We start from the raw sequence: 13936 nt of genomic DNA on the forward strand, positions 1-13936 counted from the left end.
GCCGTCAATACAGGGCGCTTCACTCTCATAAGAGACTGCCGGTGGCGAATCTAGAGCTCATCCGTGCGGCCGCCCGTACCGGCCGCCGCCGTTGCTGCCCGACGGACGCTGGAGGAATCTCCCTCCCGCCCCTGACCGCAGCAGTCGGCGAGATGCGCACACAAACAGCCATCTACGCATGAGAGCCGAAAAGATGACCACTCTTCCCACTGCTGACACCCCGTCCGCCCGGTCCTCCCTGTCCGGGCTGGTCGGCAACACACCGCTCCTTCGTGTATCCGAGCCCTTCACCCGGGAAGGCCGCGGCTTCTGGGCGAAGCTGGAGGGCTTCAACCCGGGCGGGATCAAGGACCGTCCGGCCCTGCACATGGTCGAGCGGGCCCGTGCCCGCGGCGAGCTGCTCCCCGGCGCCCGGATCATCGAATCCACCAGCGGCACCCTCGGCCTCGGCCTCGCCTTGGCCGGCATGGTCTACGGCCATCCGGTCACTCTGGTTACCGACCCCGGGCTCGAGATGTCCATGAACCGGTTGCTGACCGCGTACGGGGCACAGGTCAACCTCGTCTCGGAGCCCCACCCGACCGGCGGCTGGCAGCAGGCCCGCCGCGACCGGGTGACCCGGCTGATGCAGCAGCACCCGGGCTCCTGGTGCCCGGACCAGTACAACAACCCCGACAACACCACCGCGTACACCCCGCTGGCACTTGAGCTGGCAGCCGAACTCGGCCACATCGACGTCCTGGTGTGCAGTGTGGGGACCGGCGGTCACTCCGCGGGTGTCTCCCGTGTCCTGCAGCAGCTCTACCCGGGACTGGAGCTCGTCGGCGTGGACACCATCGGCTCCACGATCTTCGGCCAGCCCGCCCGCTCCCGCCTGATGCGCGGCCTCGGCTCCAGCATCTACCCCCGCAATGTCGCGTACGAGAACTTCTCCGAGGTTCACTGGGTCTCCCCGGGCGAAGCGGTGTGGACCTGCCGCCGGCTCGCGGCCTCTCATTACGCCACCGGCGGCTGGAGCGTGGGAGCGGTCGCCCTGGTCGCGGGGTGGCTGGCCCGCACGCTGCCCGCGGACGCTCGTATCGCCGCCGTCTTTCCCGACGGGCCGCAGCGCTACCTGGGCACGGTCTACGACGACGACTACTGCGCCGCCCACGGGCTGCTCGACGGGCCGCCCGCCGTCGAACCGGAGACGGTGGGCCGCATGGACGAGAAGGAGGTCACTCGCTGGACGCGGTGCACCACCGTGGTCGACCCCCTCACCCTCGCCGATGAGTCCGAGCCGAAGCCGAACTCCACCGCAGTGGAAGAGTGCGCCCGGTGAAGAGCATCCTGGTACAGATGCGTTCCTACGAACACAGCGTCCAGCTGTTGATGGTGAATCAATTCACCATCAACCTCGGCTTCTACATGCTGATGCCGTACCTCGCTCAGCATCTCTCCGGATCGCTCGGGCTGGCGGGCTGGATCGTCGGACTCGTCCTGGGCGTACGCAACTTCAGCCAGCAGGGCATGTTCCTGATCGGTGGGACGCTGGCCGACCGCTTCGGCTACAAGCCGATGATCATTGCCGGGCTCGCGCTGCGCATCGTGGGCTTCGCGACCCTCGGGCTGGTCGACTCCGTGCCCGCACTGATCGCCGCCTCCGCCGCGACAGGGCTGGCCGGAGCCCTGTTCAACCCCGCCACCCGGGCTTACCTGGCCGCGGACGCGGGTGAACGCCGGGTCGAGGCCTTCGCCCTGTTCAACGTCTTCTACCAGGCGGGCATCCTGCTGGGCCCCCTGGTGGGCATGGTGCTGACCGGGGTCGACTTCCGCATCACCTGCCTGGTAGCCGCCGCGATCTTCGCTCTGCTGAGCATCGTGCAGATCCGGGCCCTGCCCGCCCGCCGGGGCAACGACGCGAAGGCCCGGGCGGAGGTCCCGCGCGAGAGCGTGCTCACGCAATGGCGCGGCATCCTGGCCAACCGCCCGTTCCTGCTCTTCTCCGTAGCCATGATCGGCTCGTACGTGCTCACGTTCCAGGTGTATCTCGCCCTGCCCTTGGAAGTGCGGCGCCTGGGCGGCGACGGGACGTTCGGTACGGGCGCCGCGGCCATGCTCTTCGCTGTATCCGGGCTCAGCACGATCCTCTTCCAGACCAAGGTGACGGCCTGGTGCAAGGCCCGGACGGAGCCGGGCCGGGCACTCACGTGGGGACTGCTCGCCATGGGCACCGCGTTCATCCCGCTGCTCATCGCCACGGCCGTCCCCGTGCCGGACGGCGGTGCCGGGCTCTGGCTGCTCGCGGCCGTGCCCTCGACACTCGCCGCCCTGCTGCTGGCCCTGGGCACGATGATCGCCTACCCGTTCGAAATGGACACGATCGTGCGACTCTCCGGCGACCAGTTGGTCGCCACCCACTACGGGCTGTACAACACCATCTGCGGCATCGGCATCGCCCTGGGGAACCTGGGCATCGGTGCGGCCCTGGACGCCGCCCGCGCTTCCGGGATGTCCGCACTGCCGTGGGCCGCGCTGGCCGCCCTCGGCTTCGCCTGCTCCACCGCGCTGTACGTGCTGCACCGCACCGGCCGCCTCAAGCAGCCGCCGCTGCCTGAAACCCAGAAACAGCCGGCGACGGCCTGATCCGTCGACCCGTGACGGAGGGGCGGACGGTACGACAGCGCCCGCCCCTCCGCCCGACATCCCCACGGCCCCGACCACCCCGCATGCTGGTCGCGATCGGAGCCTCCCTGTCAGGTCGCAGGCGTCGACCGCGGCATCGGCGAAGGGACACGAGGGCCGGTCTCGTTGCGCCGGCGCCTACGCCTCTTGTTCTGCCTCGGCCTGGAAGCTCCGGTCCCGCTTGGCAGCGTTCCACGCCTAGTCACTCTTGCCGTGGCGCCAGCAGCCGGAGATCTCTTGTTCGTCCTCCGGGCCGGAGTCCCCCGATGAAGGCGTGCACAGTGGCCCCCGCCGAGACCCCCTCAAGGACGGCCGCGACGAGGGCAGCTCGTCGCGGACTCCCGGATGCCAATCAGTCCGGACCTCCAGGCAGGCCAGGGCGCCGCCCGCGACCCGCGCAGGGCCGACCCAGTTCGCCGTGCGCTCGGCGCCCGTGGAGAGCTCCGCCAGCGATCCCCGGATGCCCTGGGCGCGGCCCACGATCGCCCGGTTCCACGGGCGCAGGCCGCTGCTCGGGCTCCTCCTGGCCGGCAGGCCGCCCAGGCCGACACGGTGGCGGCTCCGCGGCTGGGCGTCGTGGGAGCCGGTCGCGTCGGTTTCTACACCGCCCTCGCCTTCCAGCGCGCCGGGTTGATCGACAGCTGTGCGGCGTTCGACCCCGCGCCCGGGGCCGTCGAGCGGACACGGGAACGGTGACCGGCCGGAGCCGGCGCTGAGCTATCCGCGAGGCTTGCAAAGCGCCTTGGTGTTGGCAAGTTGACCGCTCAATGTCAGCCTGTTCCCTGCTTCGGTGTCCTTCAGCCTGTCCAGTTGGTCGTCCAATTCCTGCTGGGCGCTCTTCGACAGCACCCAGCCCAGGGGGGCCTGTGTGCCGGGGCCTCTCACATTGGCGAACGGAAGGTAGTGGGCACAGCCGAATGCCTCGAAGGCACGCTGACGTACGTTCGCGTCCATCGTGTTCACAGCAGCGGCTTTGCCCTGAAGCGGTACGAGGAGCTCACGCGGGCGGCCTGGCGGAGGAGCGGCCGCCACGCTGTTGTAGCCGTTGTCAATCTGGACGAGCACCACCTCCACCGAGCGGGCCGCAACAGTGCTGGTGACCCTGCAACCCTCCACAGCAGGGCCGCCCTTCACCCGTTGGTTGTGGCATGCGATCACCGGGGCGAGTTGCTCGCGCAGATCGACGGCGGTCATGCTGCCGGTGCCTTCGACGTAGCCCCCGTCGACGATGGACACCTCGGCCCCCGGATACCCGCATTCGTCACCGGCGATCCTTCCGGAGGGTGTGATCCAGGGAAAGCGTGCGGACAGCAGCGCGGCGGTGGACCGGTTCACGTCCTGTCGGCCGCACAGGAAGCCACCACGCAGATCGATGAGAGTAGGGCCTCCCACCTGGGGCTCTTCCTGAGGGGCACCCGGCCGAAGAGGTTGCTCGGGGCGCTGGGTACACGAGGTCGCCCCGACGGGGCGGTCGAAGGCACCGAGCTGGACGGGGGCGGTCAGCACCCGGCATCCGCTCTCCGCCGCGGTGCCGTTGAACAGCGCCAGCGGGGTCCAGGCAGTGGTCGCGGTCTGCCATGTCGCGTAGAACGGGTCCTTCAGTTCCTTCTGTTGGTGTTCCCAGGACTGTTCGAGCACGGCTGCCCGGTCCTTCCCGCCAAAGCCGGTGAACGCCCGCGGCAGGTCGACGTATGTCAGCCAGGCCAGCGCGCCGGAGAGGTGGTCCTTCCCGAAGACCACCTGGTGGCTCGGGGTCTCTCCCTGAACATCAGGGGAGTTCCTTGAGATCCAGGACATCGCTCCGAGGCTGCCGCCCGAAATGCCACTGACGGCGAAGACCGGCGCCCGCCCGTCCGACGGCGGGCAACGGGATCCCGCAATATCCGGGACCGGCCCCGGAGGGAACAGCTGGTCGAGCACGGAACTGGTCCAATAGGCAGCACGGACACCGCCACCCGACGCGGCGACGATCACCAATCGCACGGGTGGGCTCGTCTTCGGATCACCCGTCATGTCGACGGCCAAGGGCACGGTCGCACAGTTGGCAGCGGCCCATCTACCGAACACCGCGTTCAGGTCCATGTCGTCGGCCAGGACAGGTGACCTGGCCTCCATCTCTCTGGTGCGCACTTGGTGATGGCCATGCGGATCGACCATCGAGGCCATCAGGAACCAGGCAATCAGCAGGACGAACACGGGCGTGCGCTCCAGCTTCAGCGCCCGGAATCCCGTGACCGGCGTGGCGCGCTCGGACCAGCGCTGCAGTTCGTTCAGCACCACCAGCGCCAGGCAGAGGAACACGGTCAGCACCGCCATCGGCCCCACCCAGACAGGGATGTTCCATGTCCAGTCCACGATGAGCGTGGCGACCGAGGCAAGCACGAACAGCCCGCAGAGGACGGACAGCACGAGATACAGCCCGAACCTGTCGTGCCGCCTCGACGGCGGCATCGCCCAGCCCCAGCGCTTCCACTGGGCCCACTTCAACAAGTACGGCAGTACGACGCCGGCCACCGCCGCGAGCAGCCCGAGGAGGATGAGGACGACCGCCGGAAAGCGACGAGGGCCCACGATGGCGGGCGCTACGGCGGAACCTACTGCGAACACCCCCAGGACCAGCAGCGGCAGCGCGGCGAGCAGTCGGGCCGTGGTCTTCAGGCTCCTCCGTCGCCTGCCCGTGATCATGTTGGCACGCTGCTGCGCCTTCGTCCCGGCGCTGGCAGCTCCAGGGTCCTGGCTCGAATCGAACCCGAACTTTGCGCCTCCGATCCAGGACAGGAGGAAGACAAATCCGAGGACGACTGCCAGTCCCAGCAGGCCACGGGCGAATCTCAGGCCCAGGGCCGCACAGACGAGGGCCGAGCCCAGCACCCACCACTGGTTGACCGGGGCCAGCGCCTCGTCCTGGGTAAGGGCGGTACGGTGCACACTGCGCCACAGCAGGAGCGAGAACACGAAGACGGCGACCGGGGTGGCGACAGCAGTGGGCCAGTGATCGAGCAGGCCGAGCAGGGCGTCCGGCACCTGCTGGATTCCGACTCCGGCGATGAGCAACAACAGCAGGGCCGACACGAAGAGCTGCACGCGCACGACCGCGACGTTCTCCCGCCAGGGCAACCGCGCAAGCACCCTGGTATGCGCGATCAGCACGACCAGGACCAGTACGGCCAGGCCCACGAGCAGCCACTTGAAGACGGCGGCCCAACCAACGATCTGGTAGAGCGTGTTGATCCGATCCGGTTTCAGACCATGCCCGGAGAGCCGCCACTGGCCTACGCCCTCCACCGCTTCGACCAGCAACAGGGCGCCGATCAGGAACCAACGCCGGGACGGCGCTGTGGCCCAGAGCAGGGACGCACTCGTCGGCGTGTCCGGCTCCGACGACTCCGGTGGGGAGTCGGGGATCCTGGCGCGCAGGGAAATCAGTGCCTGGTACAGCAACACGACGTAGAGCAGGACGAGAAGCACGTCGAGTCCGACGTACCAGCGGATCAGCAGGCGCGCCTCGACACCCCCGGTCGGCGGCTCGAAGACCTTGCCGAGCCCCTCGCCGATGAACGCCTTGAGGCAGGACTCCACCCGCGGCCCCGGATCGGAGCCCTTGTACGTGTCCTGGGTGATCAGCGGCCCCTGCTGGTCAGGCAGTGTGTTGAACCAGACGCACCATGCCGTGCGGGATCTGGTCCCGGCCTCCTCGGAGCGGGGGTCGAGTGTTACGAGACCGCTCCAGGTCGCAGAGCGGTATCCCGGTGCTTCGATCCGGCCGAGAGCGGCATCCACCCTCCCCGCGGCGATGAAGAGAATCACCAGGAGGACCAGTGCCGGGGCCACCCACCCCCGCACGCGGCGCGGCCACTGCTTCACTTCCTCGGACATGAGAACTCCCACTCGATCGACACGCCACATCGTGACCGCCGGCCGTGATCACGTGTAAGACGCCGAACGGGTACTGGACACGGCCCTGGCCGGACAACGGGCCGCCGTCGGACGGGCCACATGTGCGAGCTACGGCTACCTCGGCAACCGACGGGCGGCGAAGCGCCGCATAACGGAAATACCAGCCTGGTCCTGGTAGCCGTCGTCTCTGCGATCGTCCACGCGAAGGAAGCGCGCACCGAAGAGGCCTGGTCCGACGCCCGTGGGAGCCGTTCCGGGCGCTGGCGCTGCCTGCAGGAGATCCACCGCGTCGGGCTGATCCACTGGGACCTCAAGCCGGAGAACGTGCTGCTCGCCGAGGACCGCGTCCGGGCGTCGTGATCCTGCCGCCGAGTTGAGGACTATCTGTCCTCCTCGGAACCGGACCGGGAGCCTGCCAGGGCATGTGGCCCCGCCCGTGAACCGCTCACGCTGCTGGATGCCGCGCTAGTCGCGCGCGGATCGGTCCCCGCTCTGGTGCGCGGATCCCGGGACCGACTTGATGCTCGCGTGTCCGGGAAACAGCGCAAGTCACATCGCGCCGTCAAGAAGACCGTGCGGTTGGCCCGGGACATGCGGACCACGGACGAGGAACGCTCGCTCAACCCGCCGGGGCTGATGCCGTCCAAGCTGACCCGGGTCTCCGACCGGATCGTCACCGAGATGACCGAGCAGATCGAAGCGGACCCGAACCTCAGCACGGAGCTGCGCTCGACCGGCGTCCTGCGGCTTGCCTGGCGGGTCGTCAGGGTCGCGCTGGTCGTCTCACTGTGCACCGTGCTATCTCGCGCCAGTGACGCCACCTGCGGACCGTGGCGCGCACAGCATGACCAAGATCCGGGCCAATCCCGGACCAGGGCACGCCACTCCCCCACAATCACACCCATTCCTGCTGGTCAGATGGGGTGCGGTGCGTGTACCACCAGCACTCCAAGAACATTTATTGCAGTTATTCCCCGAAAGCAGTTGGGTTCTTCTAGAGCGCCAAGTCGAGCTCCCGGAAGGGAAATTAACCTCCCGAGGGCAGTTGCAAAGCGTCATCCATCGACACAGGACTTGCGCTCGTGGCGTCGGTCCAGGCGGCGGCAGCCGGCCAGCCAGGCTGGTGCGTTCCGCCGTCCAGCGGTGGCGGAGGCTGCCGCTACGGAGCCGAAGCCGCACCGCCAGAAGACGCGGCGGAAGGCCGTCCCCCTCCCCGTCGTGCAGAACACGATCGCCTTGATGAGGGCCAGCGGCGAGAAGGTCACAGGGCCGACGTTGGCAGAGCGGCTCGGATGTTCCGAACGCTCCGGGTACCGCTACCTCGGCGCGATCCCATGTGTCGCATGAGGGCACGTCAGCGCTTCATGATCAGCCAAGTGATGGCCGGTTCTCGCTGAGGGGAGCAAGGATCACCCCGAGGGCACGGGCTGCGGCTCTAGCCTGACGAGGACCGATCCAGTCGAGCCCAAGGGGCGTCCGTGAGCAGCAGCGAACCCGAGATCACTTCCGTCTCCACTGGCGAAGGCGTTCAGCAGATCCCGGCTCAGATCCAGGTCCAGGTGGTGCAGCCGCCCGCCGAGACCGAGGCCCGCGACGCGCTCCTGCGGGCTATCAGTCAGGAAGCGCAGTACGTCGCGGAGAAGTCCGCAGGGCAGGCAGCTGCGGCCCTGGTGGAACTCGCTCGCGCCTATGCCCTGGTGACCCAAGCAGTTGACGCGCCTTCAGCCGCATCCCCGTCCGTGCACACGCGGAACTTGGGGGACATGAATTTCGACTGACGTCGTTAGAGGTCATCTATTTGGTGAGCCTGCGGTAGCAGATGATGCTGCAGGCGATGCCGGTGCAGGCGAGGAAGTGGACGGCTTTGCGCTCGTAGCGTCAATAGAGGCGGCGGCAGCCGGCGAGCCAGGCCATGGTGCGTTCCACGGTCCAACGATGGCGGCCCGGTCGTTGTGAGGACTCAACTCCCTTGCGGGCAATGCGGTGCATGACGCCCCGCTCACGTAACCATTGCCGCAGGTGAGCGTAGTCGTAGCCCTTGTCCGCATGGAGCTTGCCGGGTTTGCGGCGTCGGCGTCCGCGGCGCGAACGGGTCGGCGGGATGCCCTCAACGAGAGGGATCAAAGCCTGACTGTCGTGCAGGTTGGCCCCGGAAATGCCGGCGCCACGATGTTCGCCGACACCCCCGGCAGCGACCTCACCAGCCTGCTGGCCGACTTCAACACCTTCTCGCACGGCATCTACCAGCGGATGCTCCTGCCCCACCCGCTCGACAAACTCCCCATCCCCGCCAACCGCCGCTACGACCGGGCCGCGCCCACCTGCAGCAGGCCATCGGCTCGATCATCGACGACCACCGCACCCGGAACCTCGACGGCGCCGACCTCCTCTCCACGCTGCTGGCGGCCTCCGAGGACGGACAGCGGCTGTCGGACAGCGAGATCGCCGACCAGGTCATGTCCTTCTTCTTCGGCGGTATCGAAACCACCGCCGCCACCCTGGCCTGGGCCCTGCACCAGGTCGCCCGCCTCCCCGACATCGAGGAACGCCTGCACGCCGAGGTCGACGCGCTCGTCCCGGCCGGCGGACACGCCACGTTCGACCTGCTGCCCCAACTCGAATACACCGGCCGGATCATCACCGAAATCCTGCGCCTGTACCCGCCGGGGTGGCTCCTGACGCGTATCACCACCACCGACACCCAGTTCGATGGCCACCCGATCGCCAAGGGCACGACGGTGGTGTGCAGCCCCTACCTCCCCGAACGCTTCGCCCCCGAACGCTGGGCCGGCCAGAACACCAAGGGGCGCAACGGCGCGCTGATCCCCTTCGGCGGCGGCGCCCGCAAATGCATCGCCGACACTTTCAGCATCACCGAAGCCACGCTCGCCCTCGCGACCATCACCGCCCGCTGGCGACTCACCCACACCCCCGGAGCCGGCGTCACGCCTGCCCTCGGCGCCATCCTGAACCCCCGCGGGCTGAACATGCGCGCCACGGTCCGCAGCACCTCACGCGCCTGAGAGCCGCGGTCGGCCGGCTTGGCAGGTCCCGCTCGAAAACGTTGCCGGTGGTGTCCGGGGTGGCGTGCGGGGCGTTTACCCGAAGTGCGCGGCGCCGCAGCGCGTCCGCAGGTGGTTGTCCTGAAGGCTGGGAGAGACGTTGAGGCAGGTAGTGAGGGTGACCCCGCGGGATGGACGGCAGCTGAGCCGGGACGTGGTGGCATTCCTGGATCCGCATATGCGGGCGGCGGTGAGCCGGTTGGAACAGCCGTTGCGCGCCATGGCGAAGTACCACTTCCGGTGGGTGGACGCCGAGGGGACCCCGTGTCCGGTGGTTGCGAGCACACGGCGCCGGTACGGAAGTCTGTTCCTGCTGGCAGCCGGCGGCGGCGAGCAGGCGTGGGAGCAGGCCCGTAATGCGGCGGCCGCGGGAACGCTGCTGCTGGCGAGTGTGGCGGTGCATGACGACATCATCGACGAGGAGCCGGTACGCAACGGCCGCCCGACGGTGCATGCCGTCTTCGGTGTGCCGGCCGCCCTCTATCTCGGCAATGCGCTGGTCGGGTTGGCTTCCGAGCTGCTGGCGGAGGAGCCTGCGCATCTGGCGGGGCAGCTGGGCAGGCGGCTTGCCGTGGTGGTTCGGGAGATCGCAAATTGTCAGGTCCTGGATGTGCGGTTCGGGGGTTCGTACGCGGTGACGCTCCAGGAGGCGCTGGCGGTGTCCGCGGCGAAGATCGCTCCCGGTACGGAGTTCGCCTGCGCGGCAGGGGCGTTGTGCGCCGGTGCGTCGCCTGAGCAGGTGGAGGCCGCAGCCGAAGTCGGCTCGGAGTTCGGCAAGGCATGGGCGCTGTGGGACGAACTCGAGGAGTATGCGCCGGGTGACCCGGCTGCCGCGGCGGACCGGCTGGCGGACCTCCGCCAACGCAGGATCGTCCCTTCGGTCGCGTACGCACTCCAAAGCCGGGGGCCGGCCCGCGAGAAGCTGCTCGCCTACTTCCACGACACCGCCGCCCCGGACAGCGCAGGACTTCTTCAGGCGCGAGACCTGGTCGAGGAGTGCGGAGCGCTGACGTGGCTGCGCGAGCGGGTCGACGCCCATCTCGCCCGGGCCCTGCACCGGCTGCCCGACGCGGTCGGTGATCCGGTCGCCCGTGCGGAGTTCGCGTCCTGCCTTCGCAGCTGGACCCTCTCGTGAAAGCCCGACAAGGCCGGGCGGGGTCATGGCATCCGCGGGGGCGGGTGTGCCTGGTGACCGGCGGCGCCCAGGGAATCGGCTGGGCCGTCACACAGCTGCTGGCCCGGGCGGGCGCGCGCGTCTACGTCGCCGACATCTGCGAGGAGAATCTCCACGAGGCCCGGCAGCGGCTCGTCGGCCTCCCGGGCGGTGACCGAATCCGCCTCGCCCGGGTCGACGTCACCGACCAGGACCAGGTGAGGGACTGGACTGCCCAGGCCATGCAGGACCACGGGCACATCGACGTGTTGGTCAACAACGCGGCGTTCGTCCGCTGGGAGGACTTCCACGAGTCGAACCCCGAGGACGCGCTGCTGATGATGCGTACGGGATACGACGCGATGGTCCACACCGTGGCCGCCGTACTCCCGCACATGCGCAAGCAGCGCGGCGGGCACATCGTGAACATGGGTTCCTCGCTCAGCCGGGTGCGCGCAAAGGGGCCGGCAGCGGCCTATGTGGCGACGAAGGCCGCCGTTGAGGCCTTCACGGAAGTGACCCGCCTGGAACTGGCCGACCACGGGATCAGGGTCACCCTCGTACGCCCGGGCCTGGTCGCGGGAACGGACTTCTTCCGCCTCCACGTCCCCTCCGACCGCCTCCCGCGCTTCGCCGACCACCTGCCCCCGTGCACCCCTGGGCAGGTGGCCGCAGCCATCGGACGCGCCCTGGCCAACGGCACGGACACCGTCGACATCCCGGCCTGGCTGCCCCTCTCGTACGGCGTCTACCAGATGAGCCCCCGCGCGTTCCGCCGGCTGGCCGCGCTCGGCGGGCCCGCCCGCCGCGACTTCGGACATCCACACACTCCGCATCCTCGGCAATCCGGCCGGCCCCAGCAGTCGCCCACGATCGGGACCACCCCATGACCCTGCCGCAGGAGCCCGAGCCGCAGACCCTCCCGAGCTTCCCGCCGGCCCCGTGGCGCATGTCCGGCGCGATGTGGATGGGACTCTTTCCCGCACCCCACCTTCCCCCTGTGCCCGGCGGGCTCTCCGCACTCCTGCCCCGACACCTCCTGGTCGCCGCGATCCGCTACCTCGAAGGGGACCTGCGCTACGACGAGTTCGTCATCGCAAGCGCGGTGCGCTGCGGCTTCCGTGTCGGCACCTTCATCCATCACATCTGGGTCGACAGTGCCACCTCCCAGGAAGGCGGCCGCAGCATCTGGGGACTGGACAAACAACTGGCCCACTTCCAGTGGACCGAGCATCAGGTGCGCATCACTAGCGAGCAGGGCCTACGGGTCACGATGGCAGCCCACCCAGGGCGACGCGCCACGGTTCCCCTACTGATGCCCTTGCCGGCGTTCACCCCGCGGCGCGGACAGCTCAGCTACGCCGTCGCCCCGGTGCGCCTGTACGCCGGCCCCACCCAGGTGTCCCTCACCGACTGGCCCGAGGTGCTCCCCACCCTGAGCACAACCACCACCCGACTCGCCCTGCACTCACCGCGTTTCCGTGTGGCCGTCCCCGCGCCCCACCCGATCAACGCCCGTTGACCACGGAGCACCCGCCGATGCCCCCAGCCGATCCCGGCCCGCGCCGGCCCCCGGCCCCCGCCGCCGAGACCACCGGGCTGCCGCCGGTGCGGGCCGTCGTCTGCGACCTCGACCACACCCTCACCCCGCAGAGCTCCGTCGTCGAACTCAGCCGCGCCCTCGCCGCGCCCATCGGCGAAGTCGCCACCCTCTACCGCAGCTACCAAAGTGGACGGCTCACCCACGAAGAGACCCGCGCCCAACTCCTCGAACTGTGGACCCGCGCCGGCCTTGCGACCCGTACCACCATCGAGACCGTCTTCCAGCAGCTGCCGATCAAGGACGGCGCCCTTCCCCTCGCCGCAGCCCTCACCGCGCGCGGCCTGCCCCTGTGCCTGATCACCAGCTCCGCCCAGCTGTACGCCGACATCATGACCCGCCGCCTTGCCGCCGCCTGCGGATACGGAAACGGCCGGCTCCTCTTCGACACCGCGGGCAACCTGGAAGACGTCGACTTCACCCGGGACACCGCAGACCTCAAACTCCGCCAGCTCGCCCAGTTCACCACCGATCACGATGTGGAGCCGGCCGAGGTCATCGCCGTGGGCAACGGGAGCAACGACCTCCTCCTGTTCGACGCCACCCACCGCGGGGTCCTCGTCACCACCACCACCTCCACCCGCCACAGCGCCCACGCCTGGGCGACGGTCCGCCACCTCGACGAAGTCATCACCCTGATCGACGCCGAACGGTAGAAGTACCGCCCCACCAGACAATCCACAGCACGGGATATCGCCCACCTGCCGCGACGGGTCCTCACTCGGCGCGAGCGGGCACACGCTCGGGCCACGCCACCTGCGCTGTCATACCGTTCCCTTGTGCTGCTGCGCAGAACCGTGCCCACAGCGCACCCCGATCGTTCCTCCTCACGTGATCACGACCCGGTGATCCCTTAACCATGCCAACGGCACACAAGGAAGAAGACACGATGAGTAGCACGACAGGGGTCCTGGAACAGAAGCTGCGCCGTTTCTTCGCGATGCTGGACATCGACGGAGATGGCCGCCTGGCCGAGGTCGACGCGCTCGCTGTCGCCGACCGGCTTGCCGCGGCCTTCGATGTCCAGGACACCGCGAAGATCACCCGGCTTCGCGGTGCACTGAGTGAGTTCTGGCGCAAGGACCTGTCGATCATGGCCGTCGACAGCAGCGGCTCGGTTAACGTCGCGGAGTTCGTCGCCGGCATGCCGAAGGCCCTGGGCAACGACCGCCAGGGTGTCTTGGAGCGGCTGACCGCGATGGTGGCCGGATGGATGGACATCGCCGACACCGACGGCAACGGCCTCATCGACGAAGACGAGTACGTCACCATGTTCTCCAAGACCGTGGGAGCCTCACCGGCGGATCTGAAGGCGGCCTTCGCGAAGCTGGACCGGGACGGCAACGGCACCCTGGACCGCGAGGAGATCCGCCGTGCCACCGAGGAGTACGGCACCAGCGAGGACCCGCAAGCCCCCGGCAACTGGCTCCTCGGCCCCCTGTAACCGAAATCTACGCGCCGACACCGCGCCGTCCCGCTCGTCATCCCCTTCGGGGTAGTGCTTTCCGCACCGGTTGTCTGCTGACTGTCGCTGAAGCGGGTGGGATCGGCGGCATCTCC

12 protein-coding genes and 1 pseudogene are annotated in these 13936 nt (G+C 68.9%); 11 read left to right on the forward strand and 2 right to left on the reverse strand.

Features of this window, described 5'->3' with window-relative positions:
- The first annotated feature begins 193 nt into the window (after nt 1-193).
- From OG247_RS07295 to OG247_RS07305, 3 genes are all read left to right on the forward strand, one after another.
- The gene (locus tag OG247_RS07295; protein WP_327251462.1) at nt 194-1321 is read left to right on the forward strand and encodes a PLP-dependent cysteine synthase family protein; all 1128 of its coding nucleotides are present in this window, start codon (nt 194-196) and stop codon (nt 1319-1321) included.
- A complete protein-coding gene (locus tag OG247_RS07300) occupies nt 1318-2625 on the forward strand; it encodes an MFS transporter (protein ID WP_327251463.1) in 1308 nt (435 codons plus the stop codon). Before OG247_RS07295 ends, OG247_RS07300 begins: the two co-directional genes overlap by 4 nt.
- Before the next feature lie 384 nt (nt 2626-3009).
- Complete coding sequence (locus OG247_RS07305; protein ID WP_327251464.1) at nt 3010-3360, forward strand: hypothetical protein; 351 nt, start codon at nt 3010-3012, stop codon at nt 3358-3360.
- A 21-nt stretch (nt 3361-3381) separates the two neighbouring features.
- Here the strand turns inward: OG247_RS07305 and OG247_RS07310 are convergent, their stop codons facing one another.
- A complete protein-coding gene (locus OG247_RS07310) occupies nt 3382-6540 on the reverse strand; it encodes a hypothetical protein (protein WP_327251465.1) in 3159 nt (1052 codons plus the stop codon).
- Between the two features lie 120 nt (nt 6541-6660).
- Here OG247_RS07310 and OG247_RS07315 point away from each other — a divergent pair, with 120 nt between their 5' ends.
- Complete coding sequence (locus tag OG247_RS07315; RefSeq protein WP_327251466.1) at nt 6661-6921, forward strand: hypothetical protein; 261 nt, start codon at nt 6661-6663, stop codon at nt 6919-6921.
- A 1118-nt stretch (nt 6922-8039) separates the two neighbouring features.
- The gene (locus OG247_RS07320; protein ID WP_327251467.1) at nt 8040-8339 is read left to right on the forward strand and encodes a hypothetical protein; all 300 of its coding nucleotides are present in this window, start codon (nt 8040-8042) and stop codon (nt 8337-8339) included.
- A gap of 16 nt (nt 8340-8355) precedes the next feature.
- Here the strand turns inward: OG247_RS07320 and OG247_RS07325 are convergent.
- Nucleotides 8356-8721, reverse strand: a pseudogene (locus OG247_RS07325) (transposase); the annotation flags it as partial.
- 185 nt (nt 8722-8906) lie between these two features.
- Here OG247_RS07325 and OG247_RS07330 point away from each other — a divergent pair.
- The 6 genes from OG247_RS07330 (at nt 8907) to OG247_RS07355 (ending at nt 13820) form a co-directional block, all read left to right on the forward strand.
- Nucleotides 8907-9584, forward strand: coding sequence for a cytochrome P450 (locus OG247_RS07330; protein ID WP_327257368.1), 678 nt, complete (start codon nt 8907-8909; stop codon nt 9582-9584).
- Nucleotides 9585-9777: 193 nt separating this feature from the next.
- Nucleotides 9778-10758, forward strand: coding sequence for a polyprenyl synthetase family protein (locus OG247_RS07335; protein ID WP_327251468.1), 981 nt, complete (start codon nt 9778-9780; stop codon nt 10756-10758).
- A 53-nt stretch (nt 10759-10811) separates the two neighbouring features.
- Nucleotides 10812-11666, forward strand: a complete 855-nt coding sequence (locus tag OG247_RS07340; protein WP_327251469.1) for an SDR family NAD(P)-dependent oxidoreductase — start codon at nt 10812-10814, stop codon at nt 11664-11666.
- A complete protein-coding gene (locus tag OG247_RS07345; protein WP_327251470.1) occupies nt 11663-12298 on the forward strand; it encodes an acetoacetate decarboxylase family protein in 636 nt (211 codons plus the stop codon). The genes OG247_RS07340 and OG247_RS07345 overlap by 4 nt, the downstream gene beginning before the upstream one ends.
- A 17-nt stretch (nt 12299-12315) precedes the next feature.
- Complete coding sequence (locus OG247_RS07350; protein ID WP_327251471.1) at nt 12316-13032, forward strand: HAD family hydrolase; 717 nt, start codon at nt 12316-12318, stop codon at nt 13030-13032.
- A gap of 233 nt (nt 13033-13265) precedes the next feature.
- Entirely contained in the window at nt 13266-13820 is a 555-nt protein-coding gene (locus OG247_RS07355; RefSeq protein ID WP_327251472.1) for an EF-hand domain-containing protein, read from the forward strand.
- Nucleotides 13821-13936: the final 116 nt, after the last annotated feature.

It is taken from the genome of Streptomyces sp. NBC_01244 (assembly GCF_035987325.1).
GTDB lineage: Bacteria > Actinomycetota > Actinomycetes > Streptomycetales > Streptomycetaceae > Streptomyces.

What these genes read in the sequence shown, in the direction of transcription:
- OG247_RS07295 (WP_327251462.1), top strand. Translation starts at nt 194, where the DNA reads ATGACCACTCTTCCCACTGCTGACACCCCGTCCGCCCGGTCCTCCCTG.
- OG247_RS07305 (WP_327251464.1), top strand. Translation starts at nt 3,010, where the DNA reads ATGCCAATCAGTCCGGACCTCCAGGCAGGCCAGGGCGCCGCCCGCGAC.
- OG247_RS07310 (WP_327251465.1), bottom strand. Translation starts at nt 6,540, where the DNA reads ATGTCCGAGGAAGTGAAGCAGTGGCCGCGCCGCGTGCGGGGGTGGGTG.
- OG247_RS07315 (WP_327251466.1), top strand. Translation starts at nt 6,661, where the DNA reads ATGTGCGAGCTACGGCTACCTCGGCAACCGACGGGCGGCGAAGCGCCG.
- OG247_RS07345 (WP_327251470.1), top strand. Translation starts at nt 11,663, where the DNA reads ATGACCCTGCCGCAGGAGCCCGAGCCGCAGACCCTCCCGAGCTTCCCG.
- OG247_RS07350 (WP_327251471.1), top strand. Translation starts at nt 12,316, where the DNA reads ATGCCCCCAGCCGATCCCGGCCCGCGCCGGCCCCCGGCCCCCGCCGCC.
- OG247_RS07355 (WP_327251472.1), top strand. Translation starts at nt 13,266, where the DNA reads ATGAGTAGCACGACAGGGGTCCTGGAACAGAAGCTGCGCCGTTTCTTC.